General features: G+C 67.7%; 26 protein-coding genes and 2 pseudogenes. 15 read left to right on the plus strand and 13 right to left on the minus strand.

Translation table 11 applies throughout. The annotated features are described in order from the left end of the window. Positions 1 to 303 precede the first annotated feature (303 nt). Together OG953_RS43785 and OG953_RS43790 are read left to right on the plus strand one after the other, a co-directional pair. Entirely contained in the window at positions 304 to 585 is a 282-nt protein-coding gene (locus OG953_RS43785; RefSeq protein ID WP_331735772.1) for a hypothetical protein, read from the plus strand. Positions 586 to 674: 89 nt separating this feature from the next. Continuing rightward, positions 675 to 926, plus strand: a complete 252-nt coding sequence (locus tag OG953_RS43790) for a hypothetical protein (RefSeq protein ID WP_331735773.1) — start codon at positions 675 to 677, stop codon at positions 924 to 926. A 541-nt stretch (positions 927 to 1,467) separates the two neighbouring features. On the opposite strand, the gene OG953_RS43795 is transcribed toward OG953_RS43790, so the two are convergent. The 6 genes from OG953_RS43795 to OG953_RS43820 all read right to left on the minus strand — a co-directional run bounded on the left by OG953_RS43795 (position 1,468) and on the right by OG953_RS43820 (position 6,708). Continuing rightward, positions 1,468 to 2,535, minus strand: coding sequence for a ParB/RepB/Spo0J family partition protein (locus OG953_RS43795; protein ID WP_331735775.1), 1,068 nt, complete (start codon positions 2,533 to 2,535; stop codon positions 1,468 to 1,470). Continuing rightward, positions 2,535 to 3,269, minus strand: coding sequence for a ParA family protein (locus tag OG953_RS43800; protein WP_331735777.1), 735 nt, complete (start codon positions 3,267 to 3,269; stop codon positions 2,535 to 2,537). Before OG953_RS43800 ends, OG953_RS43795 begins: the two co-directional genes overlap by 1 nt. Before the next feature lie 127 nt (positions 3,270 to 3,396). Beyond that, positions 3,397 to 3,561 (minus strand): hypothetical protein, encoded by a 165-nt coding sequence (locus tag OG953_RS43805; RefSeq protein WP_331735779.1) that lies wholly within the window; start codon positions 3,559 to 3,561, stop codon positions 3,397 to 3,399. Positions 3,562 to 3,588: 27 nt separating this feature from the next. After that, positions 3,589 to 4,380, minus strand: a complete 792-nt coding sequence (locus OG953_RS43810; RefSeq protein ID WP_331735782.1) for a DciA family protein — start codon at positions 4,378 to 4,380, stop codon at positions 3,589 to 3,591. Positions 4,381 to 4,390: 10 nt separating this feature from the next. Further along, the gene (locus tag OG953_RS43815) at positions 4,391 to 5,626 is read right to left on the minus strand and encodes a helix-turn-helix domain-containing protein (protein ID WP_331735785.1); all 1,236 of its coding nucleotides are present in this window, start codon (positions 5,624 to 5,626) and stop codon (positions 4,391 to 4,393) included. Then, a complete protein-coding gene (locus tag OG953_RS43820) occupies positions 5,623 to 6,708 on the minus strand; it encodes an integrase core domain-containing protein (protein ID WP_331736164.1) in 1,086 nt (361 codons plus the stop codon). Before OG953_RS43820 ends, OG953_RS43815 begins: the two co-directional genes overlap by 4 nt. Before the next feature lie 106 nt (positions 6,709 to 6,814). On the opposite strand from OG953_RS43820, the gene OG953_RS43825 reads away from it, so the two are divergent. Further along, positions 6,815 to 7,201 carry a hypothetical protein gene (locus tag OG953_RS43825; protein ID WP_405692614.1) on the plus strand — a complete coding sequence of 129 codons (387 nt, stop codon included), beginning with the start codon at positions 6,815 to 6,817 and terminating at the stop codon, positions 7,199 to 7,201. Between the two features lie 89 nt (positions 7,202 to 7,290). Here the strand turns inward: OG953_RS43825 and OG953_RS43830 are convergent, their stop codons facing one another. Together OG953_RS43830 and OG953_RS43835 are read right to left on the minus strand one after the other, a co-directional pair. Continuing rightward, a complete protein-coding gene (locus tag OG953_RS43830; protein WP_331735791.1) occupies positions 7,291 to 8,556 on the minus strand; it encodes a caspase, EACC1-associated type in 1,266 nt (421 codons plus the stop codon). Continuing rightward, positions 8,546 to 8,899, minus strand: a complete 354-nt coding sequence (locus OG953_RS43835) for a hypothetical protein (RefSeq protein WP_405692616.1) — start codon at positions 8,897 to 8,899, stop codon at positions 8,546 to 8,548. The genes OG953_RS43830 and OG953_RS43835 overlap by 11 nt, the downstream gene beginning before the upstream one ends. A gap of 263 nt (positions 8,900 to 9,162) precedes the next feature. On the opposite strand from OG953_RS43835, the gene OG953_RS43840 reads away from it, so the two are divergent. From OG953_RS43840 to OG953_RS43850, 3 genes and pseudogenes are all read left to right on the plus strand, one after another. Further along, positions 9,163 to 9,447 carry a hypothetical protein gene (locus OG953_RS43840; protein ID WP_331735797.1) on the plus strand — a complete coding sequence of 95 codons (285 nt, stop codon included), beginning with the start codon at positions 9,163 to 9,165 and terminating at the stop codon, positions 9,445 to 9,447. 247 nt (positions 9,448 to 9,694) lie between these two features. Continuing rightward, positions 9,695 to 10,453, plus strand: a complete 759-nt coding sequence (locus OG953_RS43845) for an IS6 family transposase (protein WP_331736166.1) — start codon at positions 9,695 to 9,697, stop codon at positions 10,451 to 10,453. Positions 10,454 to 10,897: 444 nt separating this feature from the next. After that, a pseudogene (locus OG953_RS43850) lies at positions 10,898 to 11,173 on the plus strand (transposase); the annotation flags it as partial. Between the two features lie 282 nt (positions 11,174 to 11,455). On the opposite strand, the gene OG953_RS43855 reads toward OG953_RS43850, so the two are convergent. After that, complete coding sequence (locus OG953_RS43855; protein ID WP_405692619.1) at positions 11,456 to 11,824, minus strand: hypothetical protein; 369 nt, start codon at positions 11,822 to 11,824, stop codon at positions 11,456 to 11,458. A 184-nt stretch (positions 11,825 to 12,008) separates the two neighbouring features. Here OG953_RS43855 and OG953_RS43860 point away from each other — a divergent pair, with 184 nt between their 5' ends. After that, entirely contained in the window at positions 12,009 to 13,028 is a 1,020-nt protein-coding gene (locus OG953_RS43860; RefSeq protein WP_405692620.1) for a hypothetical protein, read from the plus strand. A 34-nt stretch (positions 13,029 to 13,062) separates the two neighbouring features. Here OG953_RS43860 and OG953_RS43865 read toward each other — a convergent pair whose 3' ends face one another. Continuing rightward, positions 13,063 to 14,187 (minus strand): hypothetical protein, encoded by a 1,125-nt coding sequence (locus tag OG953_RS43865; protein ID WP_405692622.1) that lies wholly within the window; start codon positions 14,185 to 14,187, stop codon positions 13,063 to 13,065. 809 nt (positions 14,188 to 14,996) lie between these two features. On the opposite strand from OG953_RS43865, the gene OG953_RS43870 reads away from it, so the two are divergent. From OG953_RS43870 to OG953_RS43880, 3 genes are all read left to right on the plus strand, one after another. Continuing rightward, positions 14,997 to 16,025, plus strand: coding sequence for a bifunctional DNA primase/polymerase (locus tag OG953_RS43870; RefSeq protein ID WP_331736168.1), 1,029 nt, complete (start codon positions 14,997 to 14,999; stop codon positions 16,023 to 16,025). After that, positions 16,022 to 17,569: a phage/plasmid primase, P4 family gene (locus OG953_RS43875; protein ID WP_331735809.1), complete on the plus strand. Its 1,548-nt coding sequence runs from the start codon at positions 16,022 to 16,024 to the stop codon at positions 17,567 to 17,569. The genes OG953_RS43870 and OG953_RS43875 overlap by 4 nt, the downstream gene beginning before the upstream one ends. 127 nt (positions 17,570 to 17,696) lie before the next feature. After that, entirely contained in the window at positions 17,697 to 18,077 is a 381-nt protein-coding gene (locus OG953_RS43880; RefSeq protein ID WP_331735812.1) for a DUF6009 family protein, read from the plus strand. 263 nt (positions 18,078 to 18,340) lie between these two features. Here OG953_RS43880 and OG953_RS43885 read toward each other — a convergent pair. Next, positions 18,341 to 19,097, minus strand: a pseudogene (locus OG953_RS43885) (IS6 family transposase). A 136-nt stretch (positions 19,098 to 19,233) separates the two neighbouring features. Here OG953_RS43885 and OG953_RS43890 point away from each other — a divergent pair. From OG953_RS43890 to OG953_RS43905, 4 genes are all read left to right on the plus strand, one after another. Next, entirely contained in the window at positions 19,234 to 19,653 is a 420-nt protein-coding gene (locus tag OG953_RS43890) for a hypothetical protein (RefSeq protein WP_331735815.1), read from the plus strand. Positions 19,654 to 19,728: 75 nt separating this feature from the next. Next, complete coding sequence (locus OG953_RS43895; protein WP_331735817.1) at positions 19,729 to 20,214, plus strand: hypothetical protein; 486 nt, start codon at positions 19,729 to 19,731, stop codon at positions 20,212 to 20,214. A gap of 168 nt (positions 20,215 to 20,382) precedes the next feature. Then, complete coding sequence (locus tag OG953_RS43900; RefSeq protein WP_331735820.1) at positions 20,383 to 20,559, plus strand: hypothetical protein; 177 nt, start codon at positions 20,383 to 20,385, stop codon at positions 20,557 to 20,559. 600 nt (positions 20,560 to 21,159) lie between these two features. Continuing rightward, positions 21,160 to 22,011, plus strand: coding sequence for a group II intron maturase-specific domain-containing protein (locus tag OG953_RS43905; protein ID WP_405692626.1), 852 nt, complete (start codon positions 21,160 to 21,162; stop codon positions 22,009 to 22,011). A 195-nt stretch (positions 22,012 to 22,206) separates the two neighbouring features. Here OG953_RS43905 and tpg read toward each other — a convergent pair whose 3' ends face one another. Beyond that, the gene (gene tpg / locus OG953_RS43910; protein WP_331735825.1) at positions 22,207 to 22,761 is read right to left on the minus strand and encodes a telomere-protecting terminal protein Tpg; all 555 of its coding nucleotides are present in this window, start codon (positions 22,759 to 22,761) and stop codon (positions 22,207 to 22,209) included. A 3-nt stretch (positions 22,762 to 22,764) separates the two neighbouring features. Then, complete coding sequence (gene tap, locus OG953_RS43915) at positions 22,765 to 24,870, minus strand: telomere-associated protein Tap (protein WP_331735828.1); 2,106 nt, start codon at positions 24,868 to 24,870, stop codon at positions 22,765 to 22,767. 262 nt (positions 24,871 to 25,132) lie between these two features. Between tap and OG953_RS43920 the strand changes: the two genes are divergently transcribed. Further along, positions 25,133 to 25,941, plus strand: a protein-coding gene (locus OG953_RS43920; RefSeq protein ID WP_405692628.1) for an IS5 family transposase whose coding sequence is annotated in 2 segments (ribosomal slippage) — positions 25,133 to 25,459 and positions 25,462 to 25,941 — 807 coding nt in all. Because the reading frame shifts where the segments join, the coding sequence is not laid out codon by codon here. The last annotated feature ends 8 nt before the right edge of the window (positions 25,942 to 25,949 follow it).

A 25,949-nucleotide genomic window follows, 5' to 3' on the forward strand; every position in this document is an offset into this window, starting at 1 on the left:
ATCCATAGCCAAAGATCATCAGCCAGCCCACCCCGGACCACCACCCTTTTCCAACCCCACACCTGCAGTCCTCGCCTTCACATCCACACGTAGCCGCACATCCCCCGCTCGCGACAGCGAACAGAACCCCGCTCTCACACCCCACCACCGTGACAGCGGCCCACAGGCGAAGCGGGCCCGAAGATCATCACCGGGCCAGATGCCCACACCGACGATCTGTTCGGCGACTTTGGCAGCGACAGCGACGAGCCGGCCTTCGGCCTGGACTTCCCCATCGACGACGGCGAGTGGCCCCGCAAGCAGTTGCTGGCCGCAGAGCGCGACATGCTCGGCCTGTACGTCTCCGCGCACCCGCTGGACGGCACCGAGCACATCCTGTCCCGCAACCGGGACACCACGATCAGCGACCTCCTCGGCTCAGGCCGCACGGAAGGCACCGTCCAGCTCTCCGGCCTCAATACCAGCGTGGACCGCCGGATGACCAAACAGGGCAATGCCTGGGCGATCATCAACCTCGCGGACCGTGACGGCGAGATGGAGATCCTTCTCTTCCCGGCCACCTACAACCTGGTCAGCATGCTCTGATCGCCGACACCGTCGTCTCCGTCCAAGGACGCCTCAACGACCGTGACGGCGCGGTCAGTATCTACGGGCAGGAGATCCAGGTACTGGACGTGTCCTCAGCAGAGAGCGGCGGCCGGCCGCCGGTCACGCTGTCCTTCCCTGCTCACAAGATCAACGAGCCGACGGTTTCCGAGCTGAAGCGCATCCTCGCCGCGCACAAGGGCGAGAGCCCGGTACGGATGCGAGTTCAGACGCCCGCGAAGACTGTCCTGTACGAGTTGGGCTTCCTGGTGGACCCGACCTCGATCGCCTCCGACATCAAGGGCACCTTTGGCCCTGATGCCTGGCAGGGCGTGGCGTGAGAGAAAGGGCGTGGCGTGAGAGATGAGGACGGCGGAATCGTTCTACGGCTCGCCGATCCACCGGACTGCGCACGGTGCGGAGGACCGGGGCTGCTTCTGCCACGCGGTGTACGTGGGCTGCGGCGTGCCATGAGGAAGCCCCCGCGGTTCGGGGGGCGGAGTTTTGCCGACAACGACCCACCGAGCCTCGGGGGCTTGAGACCTCACGGGCATACCCGCCAGATGACGGTGATTGTAGTCCGGGGCGTGTGGGTGGTGGGGGACGTTGCGTGAACGCGGTGGTGGGTGGGGGTGCGGGGGCGGAGGCGCTGCGATCCCGGCGAGGGGAGACCTCCGCCCCTGCGGCCGGTGCCCGTGCGGGGAGGCGGCTCTTCTAACCAAGTCGGTGGTCTGTGCATCCGGAAGGGCTGGGACCGGTTATCACTCGGTCGTGTGACTGAAAAACCCTGGCACAGCGAGACTTTTCGACCGGAACTGACCGCACACGACAACGGCCCCGCTCCCCCACCACCGGGTGAAAGAACGGGGCCGCATGTGGGAGTTACTTCTGCCCGGACGCTGCGGCCTCGGCAGCCCGCATCCTCTTCGTCTCTTCGATCTTGTAGTCCACCAGCAGCTCGGTCAGCCTCCGCCTGGTCGGCACATCGAGCTCGGCGATGATCAGACCCGACAACGTGTCCGGGTCCTGTGAGGGCAGTCGAACAACGACACCTTCGGCGCGTTGCTCGGGTACCTCAGCAGAGTCCGGTTGAGCTTGGGGCGCCGGCTCAGACTCCGTGACCTTCGGTTCGTTCAAAACCGGGTTTTGAACCCCCTGGGATACAGGCACGACCACCGGTGCAGGAGCAGGCTTCAAAACCGGGTTTTGAACGGGCTTCGCAGCAGCCTTCCTGGGCGCCTTCGGAACGGCTGCTTTCTTCTTGAGTTCTGCTACTGCCGCGCGCTGTTCCTCGTGCGGCTTGCGGGTGATGGTCCGCACGTCCTTGAGCTTCACTGCACCCGTGTCGACGTCGTGCTGAACGTCCGGCGCCAGCTGCAGGAGCGCCAGGCGGTGAGACACGTACATCTGGGACTTGCCGATCCGGGCCGCGGCCTTGTCCTGCGAGCCCAGCCGCTCGACCATCCGCTGGAGGAACTCGGCCTCTCTGATGGGGGCAATGTTCTTCCGGTGGATGTTCTCGATGATGACGGCTTCGTCGATCATGCTGCCGTCTCCGTCCCCGAGACGGTCCTGCACCTTCACGTCGATGCGGGTCCACCCAAGCTGGCGGGCGGCTGCCAGGCGGCGGTTGCCGGTGACGACGACCCACTCCGCATCGCGCAGCGCTTTGCCGTGACCGGGCTTGGTCCGCTCGTAGACGCCGCGCGAGACGACGGCGAGGGGTTGGAGCTGCCCGATCTCCTTCATCGAGCTTTTTAGCTCGGCGAACTCCGGGTCTGCGTCGGAGTAGTCGCTTTCATCTCGAGGGTTCTCGGGGTTGCCGACGATGGTGTGCATCAGAACGATGACAGGGGGTTCCTCCTGCCCGCCCTCCGCGGCGGTGGTGTCAGCACCCGCGCTTGTCTCGGTCCCGAGGAGTGCGGCCCACCCCGGCTTCTTGGCGGCCATCAGCGCTGGCCCTTCTTGCCGGCACCAATCTCGAGGGCGAGCTGGTAGAAGTCCTCGCGGGCTTCCATGGCCACTCGGTTCTTCTTGTACTGGGTGACGACCGTGCCCTCGAGTGCTGCGCGGGTGTGGACCTTGTAGTGCCGGATGACGGTGTTGGCGAGCTTCCAGCCCTGTGATCGGACGAAGCCCTTCGTCTGCTCGAGGTCGGCTTCGCCGTCTCGCGGGTCCCAGTTGTTGATGACCACCAGGTAGGGCAGGCCCAGCGGCTTGACGACTTCCTCGATGGTGTCCCGGGTGGGCATGAAGCCGAGGGGCTCGGGTTCGACGGGGACGATGATGTCGTCGGCGTTGCTCAGGACCGCGCGCATGGCGTCGGCTGCGGCACTGATACCGAAGGGGTCGCCGGCGGTCTGCTTCTCGTCTTCGGGGAGGTCCATCCATCCGGGGGTGTCGATGAAGGCGTGCTTCACCTTGCGGGACTTCTTCAGTTCGGGGAAGAACTCGAGGTCGGCGCGGGACTTAGTCTGGATGAACGAGAAGGGCAGATCGTCGCCGACGCGCTCGGACCACCAGGTGGCGGACCCCTGGGGGTCTGCGGATACCGCGGCTACGTAGTCGGGTTCACCATCGGGCGAGGGGCCGAGGACGTTCGCCGTGATGGCGGCGGTGTTGACGGTCAGCGTCGACTTGCCGACGCCGCCCTTGCGATTGATCAACGCAGTGATGCGTGCCATGTGTGGTGCTCCATAGATTCCGTGTGCTTCCCGGCCTGATGGCCGGTACTGGCGGACCGGGACAGCATGGCATGCGCGGCATGGAGGAGATGCGGGTGGGCTTCGGCGGGTCGCTGAATCGGGTGGTTCAAAACCCGGTTTTGAACTCGGGCTGGTCCGCGTTGACGAAGTCGTCTTCGAAGGCATGGTCGGGGAGCGCTGGCTCCTGGAACAGACCTGCGTAGGGCGGCTTCGGAGGGCGCTGTTGGGGGATCGCGCTGGCCCTGCTGGTGGGCTGGGGGAGTTCGGGCATGGTGTGTCTCCGTTCAGGTTGCGGTGGTCATGCGACGTCGAAGACGCGGCGGACAGGCTGGTCCGCCCCGCGGTGCTTGTAGGCCGTCGCGGCCTGAATGCTCGCCAGCAGCGAGTCGGGGTTGTCGGTGGCAGCTGCCTCCTCGAGTTCCTGGCGGGCCACGGCGGCGTCGGTGAACGCGGTCTCGGGTTCACGGAGCATGGCTTGGGCTTGCCGCTGCATCGCCTCAACGACTCGGGCGTCGACACTGCTTGGGATCTTCGGCCAGATTGCGGAGAGCGCGGTCTGGTAGCTGGGGGAGGCGGTGTCACGGGTCTTCACCGGCGCCGCGGCGGCAGGTCGCGGAGCGGTGGCTGGCCGGTCCGTGGCGGCGGCGCTGATCTGGCCCACGGCCAGGGGCCGGATCGCGCGGACGACTTCGGAGCCGACTTTGTCGTTGATCTGCTTGGCGAGCTGCCCGCCGAGGAGCCGCAGCTGGGCGGCGTAGGCGGGGGAGCAGGGGTGGAGTTCGAGGACGCGGCGTTCGGGGTCGTAGTGGACTGGCTCGACCTTCCCGACGTACTGCGGGCATAGCTCCGGCCACCTCGCGAGGATGTCTCCGCCTTCGCAGCCGGGCTGCCAGCCGAGTTCGCCGGTCATGTCGGCGAGGACGCTGCCGAGCCCTGCGGGGTCGCGGCGGCTGCCTACGCGTGCGGCAGGACGAAGTCGGCGAGCCGGGCCTGCGGCCTTGGTGGTCTTGGTGCTGGCCTTGTACTGGGCGAGGGCAAGGCGGGCGAGGTCCCGGCCGAATGCCGGCTGCTGGGGTGCGGCGTCGGGCATCGGGTCCTCCTCAGAAGGCCGGGGTGAGGGCGTAGTCGTCGTGGCGGGCGAGGACGAGTGCCTGGTCGACGATGCGGTTGGTCAGGAGGCGGCGGGTGTCGCGGTCACCGAGGGACACGAGCATGGCCCGGACGTACTCGGGGTCTGCGGCGTACGCCCGGTGTTCCAGGACTTCGTCGCGGGTGAGCGTGGTGATGTCGAGGTCGCCCGCCTCGTGCTCGGTGCAGTCGGCCACGGATGCGGGCTGCTGGAGGACGGCCCGGATCTCGGCCATGGCTTGGTCGGCAGTCCGGCTGGCAGCGGCCTGGGTGGGCTGGTCGTATCCGGTGTGCCGGAAGTGCTCCTGGGCGCGGGAGTCTTCCCACGCGGTGACCATCAGTCGGCGGCTGGTGGGGTCGGCATACAGCAGGTGGGCGCCCTTGATGCGGTGTGCGAGGAGACCGGACGGGCGGCGGGCTTGAACCGCGTCGATCGGGCTGTGTTCCTCGGCAGCGGCCTGGACTTCCCGCCAGGTCCATCCGGCATCGGCGCAGTGCCGGGCAATCCACGAGATACGGGGGGTGGATGCCTGCTGCAGCCACGGCACGTTCGTCACGAGTTCCTGGCCGAGCTGGTAGCGGCGGCCGACCTTGTTCAGCTTCTGCGGTCCGCGGGTGGCCTTCTTTTGGGTGGGGTGACTGCGGCTCCCGCTAGCGAGCTTTGTCTCAGAGGGAGATGTGGAAGTACCGGCAGTAGAAGACGCTGAGGTACCACCCTCCATTGGGGTGCAACGCGACCTACCCGAAACAGCGGTGCGGGATCGGCGGCGGCGTACCTTCCGGGCGGCCTTCTTCGCGAGCTTCCCGATCAGCTTCCGGCCCTCTTCGGCGATGCCGACCGGGACACGGGTGTACGCGGGGGCAGTCTCGTCGCGCTGCACCGTGCGGATGCCGAGGGCCTCGTCGAACTCAACGGGGATAACCCGCTCGTACACGGACGCCTGGCGGATGCTGCCGGTGATGCGGGTGCCCTTGGTGCGGTACACGAGGAGTCCGGCTTCGCGGAGCATATCGAGGTGGTACTTGACCGTGCGGGCCGAGCACTTCAGCTTCCGGGCGAGGTACTCGACTCCGGGCCGGCACACGGTCAGCGCGGACAGTTCCTGCGCGATGAGCACGGTGGTGGGCCCCCACTTCGGTCCGTGGTTGCGGGACGGGGTGTAGAGGCCGGAGCCTGTGGGGCTCGAAAAGTCATCGGCGCAGGTCAAGCGGCGTACCGGTACTCGTTGATAGCACCGCCGAGGATGCGGGTGCGCAGGAGTCTGCGGCCGTCGAGGCCGTGGACGGTGGCTGGCTGCCCGGAGGCGTGAGGGGGCCGTTGATCTCGGGCCCGGTGAGGTCGATGCGTGTTGTAGTGCCGTTCGAAGTCGGCAAGGACTTGCCGGGCGTGGGCCTCATTCATGAGCAAGAGGTGGTCGAGCGCCTCGCGGCGGACGGTGCCGAGCACCCGCTCGCAGTGCGCGTTCATCCGAGGCGCCCGTGGCGCGCTGAGCAGCACCTCCATGTCCTCGGCTTCGAAGACGGCGTCGAAGGACTGGTCGTACTTGGCGTCGCGGTCGCGCAGCACGAAGCGCAGGGACTCCATGCGCGTGTCGAGTTGGTCGGCGAGATTGCGGGCCTGCTGCGTCGCCCAGGCCCGGGTGGGGCGGGCGGTGACGCCGGTGATGTGCAGTTGGCGGGTGCCGTGTTCCAGGAACGCCATGGCGTACAGGCGCTTTCCGAGCATGGTGTCCACGTGGAAGAAGTCGGCCGCGATGATCCCTTGGGCTTGGGTGGTCAGGAACTCGCGCCAGCTGGGGCCGGACCGGCGTGGAGCCGGGTCGATGCCCGCGGCGTTCAGGATCCCCCAGACCGTGGACGGTGCGATCGGATGGCCCAGCCGGGCCAGTTCGCCCTGGATCCTTCGGTGCCCCCACCGGGGATTCTCGCCGGCCAGGCGCAGCACCAGCTTCCTGAGCGCGGCCACAGTCGGGGGTCGGCCGGTACGGCTGCGGCGGGCGGAGTAGTCCCACTTCTTGGCGATCAGCTTGCGGTGCCAGGCCAGCACGGTGCCGGGGGTGACGGGGAAGACGCCGGCCCAGCGGCGCCGCGGTATCAGCGAGGACAGCGCGGAGAACCAGAACCGGTCGGCCGACTCGTAGCGGACCGGGCCCTTGAGCTGACGGCGCAGGACAGTGTTCTCATGCCTCAGCACCAACAACTCGGCGTCCTTGGCAGTGTCCCGGCGCAGCAGGACAGCCGGTACGGACAGCATCGTGCGAGCAGCACGGTACAACAGCGACACGATCATCCGGACAGCGTCCCAGCCACCACCGACAACCACGGACACCGCTGCTCACCTGCAGCGATGACTTTACGAGCCCCACAGCATCCTCCAGGTCCTCGGGATCGAGCGTGTGGTGACGGAAGCGGAGGGGCTGCCCGATCCGTGGCGCTGCGGCCTGGCAAATGACGCGCCGGATGCTCCCGGTCCCGGCCACCGCGGCGGTGATCGTGATGTCGTGGTAGGGCCCGGTGTCCGGGTCGCGATCGTCGTCCTCGACGACCTTGATGACGGTGCCCACGGACTCCTGGCCGTCGGCGTACATCGCGCGGACGCGTTCGTTGTTCGCCGCGACCCACAGACGCGTTGCCATGGCGAGAAAGGCGAACGCGAGCAGTGTTCCGGCCGTCGCGAACCAGAGCCACCCCGACTGGCCGACGGGTTCGGCCCGGAATACGGCGGTGCCGATGCTCACGGCGACCATGAGCGCACACAGACCCGCCCCGACCATGGTGAATAGGGCCACACGCGTACCGGACCGGCAAGGCCGGCGACCCTGCCGCCCGCCCGCGACCTGTACGCGGAACTCTTCCCGGACATGATCAGCCTTCACGTCGGCGGGTTGTCGAGATCGACGCACCCGCTGGCGACGTCCGCGCCCTCGCGCTGCATAGAACCGCACACCAACCGGGCGTCTGGGCCGGTCTGCTCGCGGTTCAGCGTCCATCTCACGCTGCCAGCGGCTTCTTTCCGGGGGCTGTCCTTGTCTGAGTCGTAGTCCCCCCACCAGCTGTGCATGTCCCCCTTGAGCTCGTCCTTGCTCCTGACGGTGATGTCCTTGACGTACCGGCCGACGTGGGAGGTGTAGACACACATGACGGGGTCTTCCTTAGGAAAGCAGTCACCGTGTACTCCGTCCTCCGCTTTCGACGTGGGCGGCGACGGCATGTACCGGATCGCCGCGATTCCGCCCGCGAGTACCGCGACGACGGTGGCGGCGGCCACGAGAACCTTGCGTCGTGGACGACGGCGCCGGGCGGATTGGGCCCGGTCCGTACCGGGCCCCGTGTCTGGCCGCCCGGCTTCGACACGCGGTGGGGTGGATAAACCCGTACCCCGACACCAGGCGTTGCGGGTGAGGACGAAGCGGTCTGCGAGGTCGGTTCCGCGTTGGTTGGGAAGGGGTAGCGCCTTCGTGGCCAGGCGGTGGCGCAGGACCGGGTAGATGGCGCCGAGGGTGAGTGTTTCGGGGCCGTGGGGGATGCCCTCGGTGATGAGGTCGACGAGTTGACCGGTGAAGGACGTGCGGGCGTGGGCCTGTTGTTCGAGGGGTGGGACGTGCGCGGTGTGGTTTCGGGTTGTGGCGGTGAGGGTGTAGACGCCCTCGACATGCGCGATGTCGGCGACGGTGGTGTCCGTTCGCGTCGTGGCCAGGGCCTCAATGGCCTGCCCGGCAAAGCAGCAGTCGAGGATCGCGATCCGGGTGCGGGCGGGGCTGGTGCGCAGAGCCCCGGCGACGTCGTCCCACGGCACGCCGGTGAGGGCGGGTCGGTCGAAGTGGGTGGTGCCGACGGTGAGGCACAGGTCGCCGCGGGGGGAGAGTGCGCCGTGGCCGGCGTAGTACACGAGGAGAACACCGGTGGTGCGTTCGGCGATTTCGGCGATTGTCATGGACAGCGCGTCGCGTGACGTGGGGTCGGGGATTGTGGTGATGCGTCCGGGCCAGGCGCACAACAGCGGATTCGTCAGGATGTGCAGGATCGCGTCGAGGTTGTTGCGCGCGGCGGGGATTCGGGGAAACTGGGTGTCGGAATACTCAGAGACACCGATCAGGATCGCATGACTGTCGACTCCCGCAGTGGACTCAATTCCCATCGGGGGCACCGGCGTTGTCGGTGGTCTGGGCGAGGATTTCGTGTAGAAGCGGCGAGACGTCGCCGACGGTCGCGATGTTGAGGGTGACGCGTCTGCCGTGGGCCTCGACAGTCATGGTCGCGGTCGTGCGACGCGTACGGACCCAGGCGATCAACGATGCCGCCAACACCGTGCCGCCGCCTCCGGCGCCGACCGCAACCGTGAGAAGATCGGCGACCCCGCCGAGTTCGGTCGCGCCGACCGGGGCAGGTGCCCGAACCACCCGGCCGCGCAGGTCCCGCTCGTCGTTGAGCCACTGCCACAACGCGGCGACGTCCGCCGCGTCACCGTCAACCAGACGCACCTGTGCATCCACTTCGCAGCCCCCGCTCCACGCCCCCGACCATTCGGCACGTTCCAGGCCTCGCGGGGGAGTCGTGGCCGACCCGCTCGGACCCGAATTCATCCTATGCCCGCCCCGCCGAACCGCTGTGGCATGTCGCAACTTTCCCTACTGATTGCAACCCCACGTGACATATAGGGGTTCAGAACTGGCGACCTCGCGTAATCGACTGACGCCTATTCCTTGATCATTGAGGCGCTGGTGTCACCAGTCAGGATGCGGCGGTGCTGTTCCAGGCGTCCTACGAGGGCTCCGTCTCCACCGATCCCGAGGAACCGACCGCGGCCACCGTCGCGGGGCTGCTCGACGCCGGGCTCCTGGTCCGCGCCACCGAGGCCGTGGCGCCGGTCCTCGACCTCGCTCCCGAGCAGCGCATCAACGGGATCGTGAACGCGACCCAGCGCGTGCACCGCGCTCTGCGCGACTCCCCGCTCGCCGAGGACGCGTCGAGCCTGCAGGAGCAGATCGAGGCGTTCACCCGTACCCAGCTCAAGTCGCTGCCCCGCTAGGAGCCCTCCGTTGACGTACCCGATCCGTATCGCTGGCGAACAGGTCGCGCTCCGGGAGTTCGCTCCGACGGACGTAGACGACGTCCTGAGCATCATCGGCGACGACAAGGTCACCAGCTGGCTGAGCTTCGACAGCCGCTCCCGGGCCGAAGCCGTCGCCATGGTCGACGGCGCGGTCGCCCGCGCCCAGGAGGAACCCCGCACCGAGTACTACCTGGGGCACTGTCACGTTGGCTGGCCGGGTGGGATGATCTTCTGGTTGGTCGTGCCGGGGAGGGATTCGTTCGTGTCGTCCGCGTCGCCGTCGTACAAGGGCCACCGGTACCCGGTGGAGGTGATCGCGCACGCGGTATGGCTGTACTTCCGCTTCCCGCTGTCCTTCCGCGAGGTCGAGGAGCTGATGCTCGAGCGCGGTGTCATCGTCTCCTACGAGACCATCCGCCGCTGGTCCGCCAAGTTCGGCCAGGCCTACGCGGACGGACTGCGCCGCCGTCGGCCACGGCCCGGGGACAAGTGGCACCTGGACGAGGTCTTCGTGGAGATCAACGGAGAGCAGAAGTACCTGTGGCGGGCCGTCGACCAGGACGGCAACGTGTTCGACATCCTCCTGCAGAGCCGCCGGGACAAGGCCGCGGCAGGACGCTTCTTCCGCCGCCTGATGAAGAAGACCCGTACGGTGCCGCGGGTGGTCGTCACCGACAAGATCCGTTCCTACGGCGCGGCGCACCGCGAGGTCATGCCCTCGGTGGAACACCGTTCCCACAAGGGCCTGAACAACCGGGCCGAGAACAGTCATCAGCCCACCCGGCAGCGCGAACGCGCCATGAAGGGATTCCGCTCCGTCGGCGGGGCCCAGCGGTTCCTGTCCGCGTTCAGCGGCATCTCACCCCACTTCCGCCCTCACCGCCACCTGATGACAGCCTCCGACCACCGAGCCGAGATGACCGTCCGCTTCGCGATCTGGGACCAGATCACCGGCGCTGCCGGCCGGCCCACCACGGCCTGACCACAGGCCCGGACCGCGGGCCCCACCAGGCCACGACGCACCGTCAGGCACCTCCAACCCAACAACGTGACAGCACCCGGTGCGGGCCTGTACTTCGGTGATGTGGGTGTCCCAGTCGAGCGGGTAGCGGGTGCTGCCGCGCCAGCCGCACGAGCACGTACCGCGCAGTTCGGTGGCCAGGTCGGACGAGCTCAACTGACCTCTTGGCGACTCAGAAGTGAGCTTGTCGTGGACCAGGCGCGACGCCCCTCCGGCGCCAGCACGTGTTCGAGGCGTTCGATTCTTCGTCAGGAACGATCCTAAGGATCGGCCCGTTTCGCGACCGGACTCTAAACACACGTTATGCGCTTCCCAGAGAACGATCCTGCCGCGAAGGACGCCGACCGTCATAGGGACTGTAAAACGTTACGTTCGGTGTAACTCCCGATCATGGAAGATGCATCGATGACCAGCAATAACGTGACCGAGGTCGAGACCGTCGAGCCGTCTGAGGCGGTGTCGGCGAAGTCTGTGGACGACCGGCTGATTGACGAGCTGGTGGGCCGGGCTCAGGCCGAGGGCCTTCAGCTGACCGGCGAGGGCGGGCTGCTCCAGCAGCTGACCAAGCGGCTCCTGGAGTCGGCCCTCGAGGGCGAGATCACCGATCACCTCGGCTATGGCAAGCACGATCCCGCCGGGAAGAACGGCGGCAACTCACGCAATGGCACCCGTGCCAAGACTGAATCGTTCCGGGTTTGATGGAGACTCTAGATTGTGGCTGTGACCTGCGGATTTTGCTGCTGCTGGTAGTGGACGGCTTCGTATTCGGCGGGCGGGACGTGGCCTATCTCACCGTGGAGTCGGGTGTGGTTGTACCAGTCGACTCACTCGGCTGTGGCCAACTCGACGTCGCCGAGGGCTTTTCACGGGCGGCACTCTGCGCGCTGCGCGAGGTCCTGGCCAGCAGCTCCGGGGCCATCCGCGAGATGCCGGTACGCCCGCGCATCCGGCATCCGGACCCCGTCAGTGCACAAGACCGTCGATCAGTTCCTCCAGCGCTGTGCTGATCTCCTGCGGTTCGGTGAGCATGGTCAGATGGTGTGCGGTTCGATGATTGACGCGCCAGCCTTCCCGCTTGGCCTGGAGAGCTTCGGCCTCGTAGGCATCGCTCAACTGCAGGTAGGCACTCCGGGAGGGGGAGGGGCCTGGATGTGTCGGGGCGCGCTCCTCGAAGTAGGCCAGGGGAACGTTGGGAAGCTCTGCGCAGAAGCGGGCGCGTAGGTGCGGGTCGGGCAGCAGTTCCTCGACGGTGCCCGGCGAGAACCACTCGCCACCAGCGCCGCCGGCCTGCGCGCCACGGCCTGACCGACAGCCGACAGCCGCCTCGACCACGCCCTGACGCACCGCCCCCCGACAACGTGACAACGCCGCCCAGAGTGTTGCCTATAAAAGGGGGCTCGCGCCCTTTCCCCGTCCCGGGGACAGGGCGCGGCCTCTCGGCCAGTAGGGTACCTACGGCCCCAGTGGGGGCCGAAGCGTGGTCGGTGCGACGGGGGCGGGGACGATGCGGCGCTGGGTGAAGGTATCTGTGGCGGCAGCTGTCGTCCTGGGCGTGGGCGGCTATGTGGCGCAGCCCTACGTGAAGGAGTGGGCGTTGATCCGGAACGCCTGCGGCGAAGGGCTTCCCCGGGACGCCGTGAAGCAGTTGACGCCGGAGGATTCCCTCCTGGACTCCCAGGAGTCCAGGACCACGGAAGGGCTCGGCTCCTACACCTGTGAGGTCACCCTCGCGGGCGGGGACGCGGACGGAAAGCGGTTCGTCTCGGTGGCCGCGTACACCCGGCGTGATGATCAGGACCGGGAGTTGATGTCCGTCTTCACCGAGAACGGATTCGACCAGCAGAGCCCGCTGCCGGACGGGCTGCCCGGGTTCGTGGACCAGTACGGAGCCATTCGTCTGCTCGTGCCCTGCCCGGACCTGACTGCGGACGACGACGGCAGGAAGCGCAAGCTCCTAGTCGACATCCACATGGGTCGGAACACCCTCACTGGAGTCCCCGGAGCCGCCCATCGGATGGCGGTGGCCCTCACCGGCATGGCTTCGGACAAGCTCGGCTGCGGCGCGGAGCCCCTGAAGGCTCCGGAGCGGAGAGCGCCGCTGGCCACCCCGTTGGACGATCCGAAGAGGGTGCCGATGGCGCAGGCCGAGGGGACGCCCTGCGGGTGGGTGACCGGAGCGGGACTGCCTGCCGGCGGTAACTGGCAGGTCTCCGTGGGGGCCAACGATGCAGCACCCAGCGGCCGTTGCGACCTGATCTCCGCCGGGGACGGAGAGAACACGCAGGATCCCTCCAGGCTCGCCTTCGCCTCCTGGTACGGCGACTGGAGCAACCGCCTGACAGCCAACGAGAACCACGGTACGCCCCGGTCGATGACCGCCACCGCGCAGTGTGAGGGCGAGGCCGCCAACTACGCGCTCGTGGGGACACAGAGCATTCCAGGGGTCGATGTCGCGGCCAGACAGCGGATGCTGAAGCTGTTCGCTCAGGACGAGGTGCACCGGCGAGGCTGCACCGGCCTCCGATTCCACTTCTGACGGGCCATCGGCCTGAAAGTGGACTGGGACGGACTCAGAACCGCAGCCACAGTCCGCGGACATAGGACTCATCCATCAACTGCTTCATCGCGGCGGCCCGCCGCGCAGGCACACCGCGGTCCTTCGCCCAGGCGTCCAGCACAGTGATCAGCTGGTGCCGGCCGTCCATGAGATCGCCGTCCACCGCCCCTGACACCGGACGGTCCGCTATGTCGCCCATGACCGGGCGCGAATCCAGCCGCTTCTCGTCGGGACGAAAAGCGCCGCGGGTGTGCCGACGTACGGCTTTGTCGAACGCGGCGAGATCGGGGATGGTCCCGTCCCTTGCGTATCCGGCACGGTGTTTCATGAGCGTGCCTATGCGGCCGGCGACGTCTTGAAGGTCGTTGTCGGGCCCGGCCGTCGTGGTGGAGAGGCTGTCCGGGCGCGACGGGGGACGGAAGTCCGGGTCGGCGCCGTCGTCGGTGAGCCGCTCGAGGTAGTGCGCGAAATTGGCCCGCTCGGCGTCGTAGAGAATCGCGAACGCCTCCGGATCCTTGCTGAGCTCTGCGACCAGGGACTCAATGTCCGCATCCGCGTCACGGCTGCTGTCGGCGTAACCGAAGACGGAGTGCGCCTCATCAGGGGCAAGGAAACGGCCGAACTTCGACCAGCCCTCGGCATCGGGCCGCGCCTTCTCGGGCGGGATGGCCGGCCCGGGGAGCTCGTCTCCGCCCCATCCTCTGTTCTCTCCCGCGTCCACCACGTACTCCGCCACCATGCGGGCCAGACCCGGCGCTAGGCCCTCGGGGAGCTCGACGTCGTGCACGGCGGCAACCACCGCATAGGCTGCCCGCGCTTGGGCCACGGTGTGCGGCCTGCCGGGGGCTGGGGAGCCTGTGGCACCGTCCACGATGCGCCCGAGGACCTGTGCACCGTCACCGCACACACTGTTGTGTGCCAGGAGCTTCCGTGCCGATCCGATGCGGGCGAGATCGTCCCCAGGGTCAAGAGCCTCGGTCGCTGCCCGGGGGTCATCCACCAGAGCGCGGGTCGAGGCCGCCAGGCGGTGGCAGGCCTGCTCGGGGCCATCCGAACCGGTCAGGACAAGGGGAATCGTCACCCCGCCCCCCAGGACCACGAATGCCACCGCGGAGACGGCCAGCCGGTGCTCCCTCAAACTGCGTAGCCTGCCTCCGGGCGCCGGGCCGCCGTCTTCGTCAGCGCGCGAGCCCTGGCTGTCGTCCTTGCTTCCCCCATCACGCATCCGGGCAGACTAGCGACAGTGGATACGCAGGAACCTGCCGGGGAGCAGTTATCCGGCTCGTTTCCCCTCGCAACGCGTGCTCTGCGCTGTGAAGTTCCAGCGGGGACCGGGCTTTTTCAGTCCCTCTCTCCTTCAGTCCCTCCCTAAAAGACCAGGTCAGAGCGATCTGCTCGGGACCGAAGGGACTGAAGGGACCGAAACTCCCTGTTCCACCTGCGTGCAGGCGCGTGTATGCGCGCGTACGTAAGACTGACCCTTACATATCCTGGTGAGCTCATAACTAGAGAAATGAGTCCCTTCAGTCCCTCCTTTCCGGCAGGTAGGTGCTCTGACCTGCGGAAACATCATGGGGACTGAATAGGGGCCGATGAGTCCCTCGCGCCTCGCAGGCTTTCAGTCCCTCAGCTTCCGTCCGACGGGCAGGTCACTTCCGCACCCGATCCGGAATCTTGATGCGAGGGACCGAAGGGACCGATTCTGCAATAAGTGCTCATGCCTCCCACGGGGGACGGGCCGGTGCGCTAGGCTCGGCCCGCTATAAGGGAAAGTCAGTCCCTTCAGTCCCTCAGTCCCTCGAGCGGTCATCCCTGACCAGGGAAAACGCCCGAGGCTCAGCTGAGGAACCCAATCCTGGCCACACAAGAGGAACGGACCGACGAACAGTGCAGCGCCCCGCCGACAGCGCCTCGTTCGGAGTCGCGCCGCAGCCGGGACCCGTGGAGGTGGCCCGGTGGCTGGCAGGCCATCAGTGGCCTGTTCACCCGCTCGCGCCAGGACGCAAGACGCCGGCCGCCAACTGCCAGCAGTGCCGTGTCCGCAGTCACGAACCCTCGCGCTGTCCCTGCCATGAACAAGGCCGGTGGTGTCACGGCTTCCACAGCGCAACAACCGACCTCGCCCTGATCGATGTCTGGTGGAGCCGGGAGCCCCGTGCCGGCGTGGGTGTGTCATGTGGGCCGGCTCATCTTGTCGTCCTGGACGTCGACGCCCATGCTGCGCAGGTCCCTGACCGCAACCGGCTCCTGCCGGGCATCCGGATCCCGGAACAGGTCAATCTGGCTGGGCTGGCCTCAGGCTTCGATACTCTGGCCCTTCTCGCCGCCTACCGTCAGGAACCGAACCCGGCTGAGGACGAGAGCACTCTGCGCGTCCGCACCCCGTCCGGGGGGTTGCACATCTGGTACGTCAATCCGGAACCCGATGTCCGCTTCCGCTCGTCCACTGGTTCCAGCCCCAGGACCGCGCTCGCGTGGCAGGTCGACGTACGAGCCCACGGTGGATACATCGTGGCCCCCACCACCCGTACCTCTGCGGGCGTCTACACGCCTGTGGGGGCAGTACGGGACCCTGCCCCCCTGCCTGCATGGCTGACTGCCGAACTGACGCGTACGGGGCATGTCGCAGGGCATGCCACACAGGAATCCCCAGTTCCCGTTCCGCGGTCGCGCGGATATGCCCGGGGCCCTCGAACCGGCGGCGCTCAGGCGCTCTTGCAGCCGCTCATCGAGACCGTTCGTGAATGTGCGGCCCACGCCGAGGGAACCGGCTTCACGGAGAAACTCAACCGAGCGGCGTTCACGGCGGGAGGGCTAGCCGCAGCAGGACACCTGAATCAGGCCGAAGCCCGCCAAGAGCTGGCAGAAGCCGCTCACTATGCTCGTCCCCACCAGAACCGCCGTAATGAGACGATCATCGACGCAGCCCTTTCCGCAGGCGCCAGCCGCCCGTTCCACCCCAAAGGACTCGCATGAGTAGCGCCGAGAGCAGCCGCTTCGATGCAGCTGCCGCCGCTCAGCAGATGCTCGACCTCGAGGGCGCAGTCCCCGCATGGGTTCCTCCCCAGCAGGCGCAGGCGCCTGCCGCGACCGAGCCTCCGGCTCTGCTGCCGCCCATGCTCACCGACCGCGGTAACGCGAAGCTCTTCGCCCAGCTCTACAGCGACCAGTTCCGTCATGTCGAAGGCCTTGGCTGGTACTGCTGGGATCAGTTCCGGTGGAAGCGGGTGGGCGGGGAGAAGGCCGCACTGTGGGCCGCGGGCGACATGGCCGAGCAGATGTCGCCCACCGACCCCCGAAACATCTTCAGCGACCGTGAGATCGCCCAGCACCGGCGGCGGACCATGTCCACGAGCGGTATGAAGGCGCTGCTCCACCAGGCGAAGGCCGCGCCCGTACTCAGCCTCGACCCCGATGTCCTCGACGGCGACGCCTATTCCCTGTGTACGCCCGCGGGTGTCGTCGATCTGCGTAACGGCCGCCTGCGCAAGCCCGATCCGATGCGGGACCTCCACTCGCGAGCTACGCAGGTTGCCCCCCAGGCGATGCCGACCCCGCGCTGGCACGCCTTCCTGGACGACACCTTCGGCGACGACGCCAAGGGCCAGGAGATGATCGACTTCCTGCACCTGCTGCTCGGGTACTCCATCACCGGCGATGTCGGCGCGCAGGTCCTGCCTTTCCTCTGGGGCAAGGGCGCCAACGGCAAGTCCGTCCTTCTGGACGTCATGATCCAGGTCATGGGGGACTACGCCGACGCGGCCCCGCCCGGCTTCCTGATGGACAAGGGCAACTTCGCCGAGCACTCGACGGAACTGACGGAGCTGCACGGTCGCCGCATCTTCGTCTGCAGCGAGCTCAAGCCCAACGACAAGTTCGACGAGGCCCGGGTCAAGCTCCTTACCGGCGGCGACAAGATCAAGGCCCGCCGCATGCGGCAGGACTACTTCAGTTTCACCCCGACCCACAAGCTCTGGTTGCTGGGCAACCACCAGCCCGAGGTCGGAACGGGCGGGCACGCGTTCTGGCGCCGTATCCGACTCATCCCCTTCGAACGCGTCGTCGCAGCCGACCGGAAGATCGACAACCTGGCCGGCGAACTCGTCCAGGAAGAAGGCCCGGGCATCCTGCACTGGCTCATCCAGGGCGCGATCCGCTACCTCACCACCCGCGATCCGCTGAGCGGTCCGTCCTCCGTACGTCTGGCCACGGCCGCGTACGAGACCACCGAGGACCACATCGGACGCTTTCTGGGGGAGTGCTGCCTGCGCCAGGGACCGGACACCGGGGACCTGCGCGTCGAACAGGGTCTTCTCTACGGGACGTACACCGGCTGGTGCAGCTCGGAGGGGATCCGGGCCGACACCGCCCGGGCCTTCGCCGGCCGCATCCGGCAGGAGGTCGGCCTCGCGTCCCCCGCCGAGATGCTGAAATCCAGCGGCAAGAAATACTACCCCGCCCTGGCGTTGCTGAAGGACGACATCGTCCGTCCTGACGGCCCGGCAGGTGGGCGCTCATGAGGCGCTACGGCTTTCTGCCCAGGATCCGGGCATCGTCTTACTATGGGAACGTTCCAGATCACCGCACTGCCCGGTACGTACCGAGTATCCGCAAGCACCACCACATCACCGACAAGGAGCTGCGTCCATGAGCTCGCTGCTGCATAAAAGCCAGCTCGCACACGAAGCGAACGTGGTGTGGCTGGAGGACCTCGACGAACTCGACTACGTCCGTCAGGCGCTCGACAAGAGCGCCCGCCGCGGCGGGAAGCCCCGCTACGCCCGTGACGGACGCATGGTCGGCTACGCGGAGCTCGACAAGGACGCCGAGGCCAACCCCGACAGCGGCCTCTTCCAGCGCCGCACGTTCTTCCTGCTGCCCCACGACAGGCCGAACGAGCCCGAGGGCCTCTACAAGGAGGGCGCCCCGGGCGAGGCGGTCGACCCGCGGACGATCGAGCCGCGACGGGTGGGGGAGAAGACCCCCCGTTCGCAGGGGAAGCGCAGAAACGAGATAGTGCCGTCTTGACGCAGCTATCCTCGTCCGGATCCCGGCCGGCCGAAGAGACCTATGTCTGCTGGCCGTCCCAGGGACGGCGCCCGTCTCCGCGAGGGGACCGGGACCACGTGCTGTCCCGGTGCCCCACAGTGGACGCCGGCACGAGGGCATGCTGCGGCGGGTGGACTCGCTGGACAGTCACCGTGACCGACGCAGGGTGCTGTCACGTTGTTGGGTTGCAGGTGCCTGACGGTGCGTCGTGGCCTGGTGGGGCCTGCGGTCCGGGCCTGTGGTCAGGCCGTGGTGGGCCGGCCGGCAGTGCCGGTGATCTGGTCCCGGATCGCGAAGCGGACGGTCATCTCGGCTCGGTGGTCGGAGGCTTTCATCAGGTGGCGGTGAGGGCGGAAGTGGGGTGAGATGCCGCTGAACGCGGACAGGAACCGCTGGGCCCCGCCGACGGAGCGGAATCCCTTCATGGCGCGTTCGCGCTGCCGGGTGGGCTGATGACTGTTCTCGGCCCGGTTGTTCAGGCCCTTGTGGGAGCGGTGTTCCACCGAGGGCATGACCTCGCGGTGCGCCGCGCCGTAGGAGCGGAGCTTGTCGGTGACGACCACCCGCGGCACCGTACGGGTCTTCTTCATCAGGCGGCGGAAGAAGCGTCCTGCCGCGGCCTTGTCCCGGCGGCTCTGCAGGAGGATGTCGAGCACGTTGCCGTCCTGGTCGACGGCCCGCCACAGGTACTTCTGCTCTCCGTTGATCTTCACGAAGACCTCGTCCAGGTGCCACTTGTCCCCGGGCCGTGGCCGACGGCGGCGCAGTCCGTCCGCGTAGGCCTGGCCGAACTTGGCGGACCAGCGGCGGATGGTCTCGTAGGAGACGATGACGCCGCGCTCGAGCATCAGCTCCTCGACCTCGCGGAAGGACAGCGGGAAGCGGAAGTACAGCCATACCGCGTGCGCGAACCTCCACCGGGTACCGGTGGCCCTTGTACGACGGCGACGCGGACGACACGAACGAATCCCTCCCCGGCACGACCAACCAGAAGACCATCCCACCCGGCCAGCCAACGTGACAGTGCCCCTGGAAGTCCCACCTCCACGATCACGTCTGTCTCCGCCACAAACTCTGGATCGGCAAAGCCGTCGACTACTACCACCAACAAATCGATCTCTCCGGACTCACCGACGTGGTCCACGCCCAACGCCGCCACTACCGGCTCCTACGCAGACATGGACACGTCGTGCTCGACGCCTGCTACGAGCACTGCTCCGCACTCTGGGCGGCTGTCCTCGCACGCGGCTACCGCCTCAGCGACCGGCACCGACGACTCGAAACCATGGGCGCCGACTCCTACGCTCAGGTCTGGGACCCCCGCCGATACGTCGCTGTCTACCCCGAGGTCGTGGAAGCCATATCGCTCTACGCCTCCCCTCACTGGCGCCGCCTCGCGCTCTCCGAAGGCAGCGAGTACTTGGAGTTCAGGGCGGAGTTCATCCGACGGCTGCCCCAGGAGAAGATCCTCCGCAGGACCAGCAAACCGTGGTTCTTCAAGGAACTGGGCGAGACCGCACGAGACATCGAAGCAGCCATGAGTCGCCGTCCTTGAACCCGGGGATCCCGCAGAAGTTGACGTGGGGCATCCGCAAGCTCTCACTCGAACCGGTCCTGCGAGGATGCAGCCATGGACGATGCAGACCTCCTCGAAGCGCTCGTCTCCTCCCTGGCCAGCGAGGAGACTGTCTACTCGCGCTGGTGCTGGAGTTCGGGAGGTGACCTCGCGCACCATGTCCACGACCTCGCGAAGGCCGCTGAAGCCGACTGGGTTCACGAGGCGGTAAGGGGCGCCACCGGACCGACCACGATCAAGGAGATCGAGGCGGCACTCCGTCCGGTCACGTGTGCCACAGCAACCGAGTTGATGGTCAACCTCTCCACCGACAGCCTGGTATTCCCCGGACACCCGCGGCGCGACCTCGCCCACGCAAGGCGGGCTGCGACGAAGGCGATGTCGATTCTGGGGCCGGGGTCGGAATGGTTCTCCAACATCGACGGCCCCTGGGCGGACGGACGTGCTTGGAATCCGGTCACCAGGCACACCTTCGACGGCGTAGTCGTCGGCCGGGGAGGCGGATTCGTTGTCGCACTCCTGCAAGTCGGCGAGGACTGAGCACCTTGCTCCTTCCACGCGGCGAAGGTGCTGTCGACGGTCACGAATTCCCCACCCTGGCAGTCACAGATCCCCGTGGGGGCGGTGACCGTGGGTGGTCCCGCTGATCGTGCTTGGCCCCAAGCGAGCGACAGAGAATCCGGTGGACATCGCCGAGATACTGCCATCATGGCCGTCACCCAGCAGCTCGCCCGCATTCCGGCGGAGTATCTTGCCGCCTGCCGCCTGCCGCCTGCCGCCTGCCGCCTGCCGCCTGCCGCCTGCCGCCTGCCGCCTGCCGCCTGCCGCCTGCCGCCTGCCGCCTGCCGCCTGCCGCCAGTCAGCCAGCGCGTCACCGGACGGTGATCCTCGCTGGGATCCGCCGGTATCGGACATGCTGGACTTGGACTGGGCGCCGGTCATGCTTGCGCACCTGGGCGAGGTGTCCAGACTCGATGAGGTTCGCCTCGACGCTCTCCGTCGGGCCATCGATGGCGACACCGCTCTCGACCTCGGCTTCCTCAATACGCACCCGCACGCCATCGGCCCGTTCGGGCCTGCCCCTACGGCTCTGTCCAGCACTCAAGTGGTGCGTGTCTCCGAGTTGCTCGACCAGATCGATATGCCCTCCCTCCTGGCTGCCCTGCCCACCGACGACCGCGAAGCCGGATACCTAGCCACGGGGCCGAACACATCATCGACGGCCCGCGCGAGTACCTGCGGAAGCACTTCAACGCCCTGCGTGACTTCTACCTCGACGCGGCAAAGCGCCACCTGCTCGTCGTGCTCTGGTGGGACTGACCCTGGCCCCAACCCAGGCGGCGCCTCGCGCCGAAATACCCGGACTCGTCCGAGACAATCGCACCCCAGACGTATCAGATAAATCCGGGCGCCCCAGGTCAGGAGCCTGCACTACCCGGACTCATCTGAGACAGGACAGTCGTGCTCTGTCACGACGAAGCCCAGATGAACCAGGTCAGGGCCCGGTTGGAGGACTGGCTGGAGCCGAGGGGGCTTCGCTTCAACGAGGAGAAGACCCAGGTCGTCCACCTGGATGAGGGGTTCGACTTCCTCGGCTTCACCGTCCGCCGCACGGGCGGAAAGCTGATCATTAAACCAAGCGCAGCGGCTTGCGCGAGGCTCCGGGCGCGACTACGGACCGAGGTGAAGGCCCTCCACGGGGCCAATGCCGAGGCCGTGTTGCGCAGGCTGATTCCGATCGTTCAAGGTTGGGCGGCCTACTACCGGGGGGTGGCATCCACGACGACGTTCTCGTCGCTGGATCACTACATGTGGCGGCTGACCTTCAAATGGGCCAGACGTCGCCACCGCAACAAGTCGAGGCACTGGGTCGTGGACCGGTACTTCGGCAGGTTCCACCCGTCCCGGCGAGACCGGTGGGTGTTCGGCGACCGCGACAGTGGCGCCTTCCTCATCAAATTCGCCTGGACCGGCATCGTCCGCCACCAGCTCGTCAAGGGCGGAGCGTCCCCGGACAACCCCGCTCTGACCGAGTACTGGCGGAACCGCCGCCGAAAGAAAGCGCCACCGCCGATGGACAAGACGAGTCTTCTCCTGGCGGTCCGGCAGCAGGGACTTTGTCCTCTCTGCAAACAGGCGCTGATCGCCGGAGCCGAGTACGAACCGGACAGCCCACGCGAGTGGATCAACTGGTTCGCGGCCTCGAAGAAGATGCTCCACAAGCATCACTTCACCTACCGGCGAGACGGCGGCGGGGACGAGCGGAGCAACCTTCGTCTCGTGCACTCCGAATGCCGTCGCCAGCACCACGCTGGCGACGGCAAACGGACCACGTAACCCTGCTGACCTGCGAAGCCCTCGTGGCTTGCTTGAGCCGGATGCGGTTAACGTCGCACGTCCGGTTCTGAGGGGGCCGGAGATCAGCAATGGTCTCCGGCTACCCGACCACAGGTGACAGACCTCCTGCCTCAGTGACAACTATCGTGCTTCGGCTCACGGGTAATTGATGCTCGCCATACAAGGGCTCCGAATTCAGTAGTCGAGATCCAGGTAGTCGATGTTGTTGATTTCGACCTCCGACAGTCCCATAGCGCGGCCACCACTGTCCTGGAAATACACGTCCTTAAATCCTTCGGCGATGATTTCACGCATCTTCTGGTCGCTCTCCCCCGCGTCGCGGGCGTCGAACAGGCGCTGCGCGTACGTCGCGGGGAGACGGACGGTGAGGCGTCGGAAGCGTCCGTCGTCGGTCGTGCCGACCGGCGCGGTGTAGCCGAACCGGGCCCGCGTCTCCACCGTGATCCCGGTGGCGGCGGCCTGCTTCCGCCGACGCTTGCGGACCTGGGGCTGCCAGCGGGACCGGACGGCGTCGTCGATCTTCGCGGCGATGTCCTTGGGCGGGTGCTTCCGCTCGCCCTTGCGGTAACGCTCCACCGACCGCTGGCTGACCCCGAGCTCCGCCGCGACGGCCTTGGTCGTCTTGAGCTGCTTCATCAGGAAGTTGATGCGGCCCTGGAGGGTCTTGGGCGGCTCCCGGGTGAACGCCTCCCGGTCGGCACGCTCGATGGCGTCCTCGATCTCCCCCATGGCCTACTCCCCTTCGTCCAGGACGGCGTCGCCGCCCTTGATGTGGCGGGCCGGGTTGAGGCCCTTCTCCATCAGGTCGACCGCCCACAGCATCGACTGGACGCCTTCCAGCTTCGCCAGGCCGGGCGTGGGCCCGAGGCGGAAGGCGCCGGGCTGCGGCTTGCCGGACGCGGCGTACGGGAGGAAGTCGAGCGGGCTCTCACCCGGCGAGGGGTAGACGACGCAGTCGGACAGCACGGCGAGCGGGAACAGCCCCGTCATCTTGACCATGTTGTTCAGCTTGCGGTGCATGTTGACCCGGGCCTTGCTGATGACGGCGGCCCGGATGTCCGGGCGCCAGGTCGGCCGCTGAAGGGCCGGCCACGTCTCGCCCTCCTTGTAGGACTTGCCCTGGGGGCGCTCACGGAGCTTGCCGACACCGCCCTTGACCGTGGCCTTGATCGCGGACAGGACGGCGGCCAGGGCCGGGTCCTTCTGCTTGTGCTGCTCCATCGCGGCGAGGAAGGCGCGGTCGTCCAGGTCCTTGGTGACGCCCATGTCGGCGAGGGTGTCGACGTAGGCGTTCTTGAGGCGGTCGTGCCACGGGTCGAGGTACGCGCCGGTCTCGCGCCGCAGGTACGCCTCGATCGGGTGCACGTCGTGCCCGAGCTCCTGGGCGTAGGCGAGGGTGTGCGTCTGGTACCAGGCCGGGCCCGTCGGACGGGTGCCGTCCGGGGTGAACGGCGAGGGCAGGCGCGGGTCCAGCTCGATGTGGGACAGGTCCGCCAGCCAGCTCCCGGGGATCTTCGGGTTGAACTTCGGGGCGTGGAAGTGGTCCGGGGCGCTGAGGCCGACGACCAGGCGGGCCGCGGCGGCGAGGAACGCGGTGTTGAGGTCCAGGCCGACCGCGAAGGGCAGCGTGCACTCCTCATCGGACAGCGTCTCCACCGCTCGCACCCACTGGTACGCCTCTTCGTTCAAGAAGCCGCCTTCCCAGCCGGAGTTCACGACGACGGGGTGTTCCGGGGTGGCCTCCGGCGGCGCCGGGTCCATCGGCTCGGTGCCGAGCGAGCCTGCGTTGTAGCCGGAGACCCAGTTCCCGGTCTCCGGGTCCTGCACGGCCTTCGTCGGCGGGCGCAGCGCGGTCATCAGCTCCAGCCCGGAGACGGCGGTGGAGCCGCGCGGGGTGATGACCCGGGTCGCGTACACCCCGAGGACGCGGGCGATGTCGGCCGGCTCCATCTCGGAGACTCCGGGCCAGGACCGTTCATCGAGGGCGTCCCAGGACAGGATCGCCAGCTGCACGCACTGCCGGTCGCGGCCCTGCGCCTTGCGGTAGATGCGCGCCCACGGGCCGAAGCCGCGCTGGGTGAGCTGCCACTTCGCCTTGGCGACCTGCTTGACCACGGGGTGGTCCTCGGGCAGGCGCAGGGAGCGGCGCTGCTCGTGGCCCTCCAGGCGCTCGGGCAGCCCGAGCTTCACAGCGGCGGCCGCGGTGAGCACGATCAGCGGGTCGCTGTCCTTGCCGTACCGGTTGAGCTTCGCGGCGCCGAGGCCGGACTCCTTGAGGGTCCACTCCACCAGCTCCGGGACGGTGGTGGCCGGACAGTCGAGCACGATGCCGTCGACGCCGTAGGCGGAGCCGTCGCCGTCCAGCACGGCGAGCGGGCCGTGGGGGAAGCGCGGGTCGGTCGCGGGCTTGGCGGCCTTCTTCGCCGCCGGGCGGCGGGACGACGTCACCGGGCGCGCGGCCGGACGCTCGGGGGCGGCCGGGACCTCCACCGGCGCGGTGGTCTCCGGCTCGGGGGCGGCCGGGCCGGTGAACGTCTGCGGCACCGGGGCGGGCTGCGGCGCGGGGGCCGGGGCGGCGGGGACGGTGTGGGCGGGGTACTTCGCGGCCCATCCGTTCAGTAGCCGCTGGTACGCCTCCAGGCGCGGCGACTTCGGCTCGGAGCGGCCGTTCTCGTAGTTCTTAACCGTCTGCACGGTCGACTTCAGCGCGGTCGCGAGGCGGGCCTGGGTGATGCCGGCGGCCTGACGCAGCCGGGCGCGCTCCGCCGGGGGCGGGAGCTGCGGTTCCTCCTCCAGCAGGGCGTCGATGTTCGCGAACAGCTCTTCCTCGGATGCCATGGGTGGATCTCCTTTCGTGCCCTCACTCTAGCACTATTTACCCTAATCTTTAGCCCATTTTTTTAACCCGTTCGGATTCTTTGCACGGGCGGGAAATGGACGGCTTCGGGTGTCTGCGACCGAGATTTTTACTTGGCGGACGAGCGCAGTACTTGGCGGATCTTGCTTCCGTAACGCTGTGTTGTTGAGACTTACTGATCGTTTCAGAAAGACTTGACTCGCAAGTCTTGTGCCCGGTGATCTTCATGGGCAGGGTGTCCGGGTGCGTGCTGATCTTGTTCCGGATGACCTGTGGGAGCGCGTGGCTCCGCTCCTGCCGCCCGCTCCTGAGCGTCGCCGCCGCTACCCCGGCCGACTGCGCGTTCCCGACCGGGCGGCACTCGCCGGGGTCATGTTCGTGCTGCGGACCGGTGTCGCCTGGCGCGACGTCCCGGCCGAAACGGTCGGCTGTTCCGGGGTGACGGCCTGGCGCCGCCTTCGGGACTGGACCGAGGCTGGCGTCTGGCCGCGCCTGCACGCAGCCTTGCTGGCCGACTTGCGCCGCGCCGACCTGCTGGACCTTGAGCACTGTGCTGTTGACGGCTCGCATGTCCGGGCCCTGAAAGAGGGGATCACGTCGGCCCCTCACCGGTCGACCGCGCTCGTCCCGGTTCCAAGCATCACCTGATAGTCGACCGGCAGGGAACCCCGCTCGCCGTCACGCTCACCGGCGGCAACCGCCACGATGTCACCCAGTTGCTGCCGCTGCTCGACGCGGTTCCACCGATCCGGGGGCTGCGAGGACGGCCTCGCCGCAGGCCGCGGCACCTGTATGCCGACCGGGGCTACGACTTCGACAAGTACCGCCGCCTGCTGTGGAGGCGCGGCATCAAGCCGATGATCGCCCGACGCGGCGTGGCCCACGGTTCAGGGCTCGGCAAGGTGCGTTGGGTGGTGGAACGGGCCTTCGCTTGGCTGCACCAGTTCAAACGGCTCCGGATCCGCTACGAAAGACGCGCAGACCTCCATCAGGGCCTGCTCGAACTGGCCTGCAGCCTCATCTGCCTCCGTCGCCTGCGCACCTCACGATGAAGCGAGCG

The sequence above is a fragment of the Streptomyces sp. NBC_00057 genome, from assembly GCF_045041165.1.
Lineage (GTDB): Bacteria > Actinomycetota > Actinomycetes > Streptomycetales > Streptomycetaceae > Streptomyces.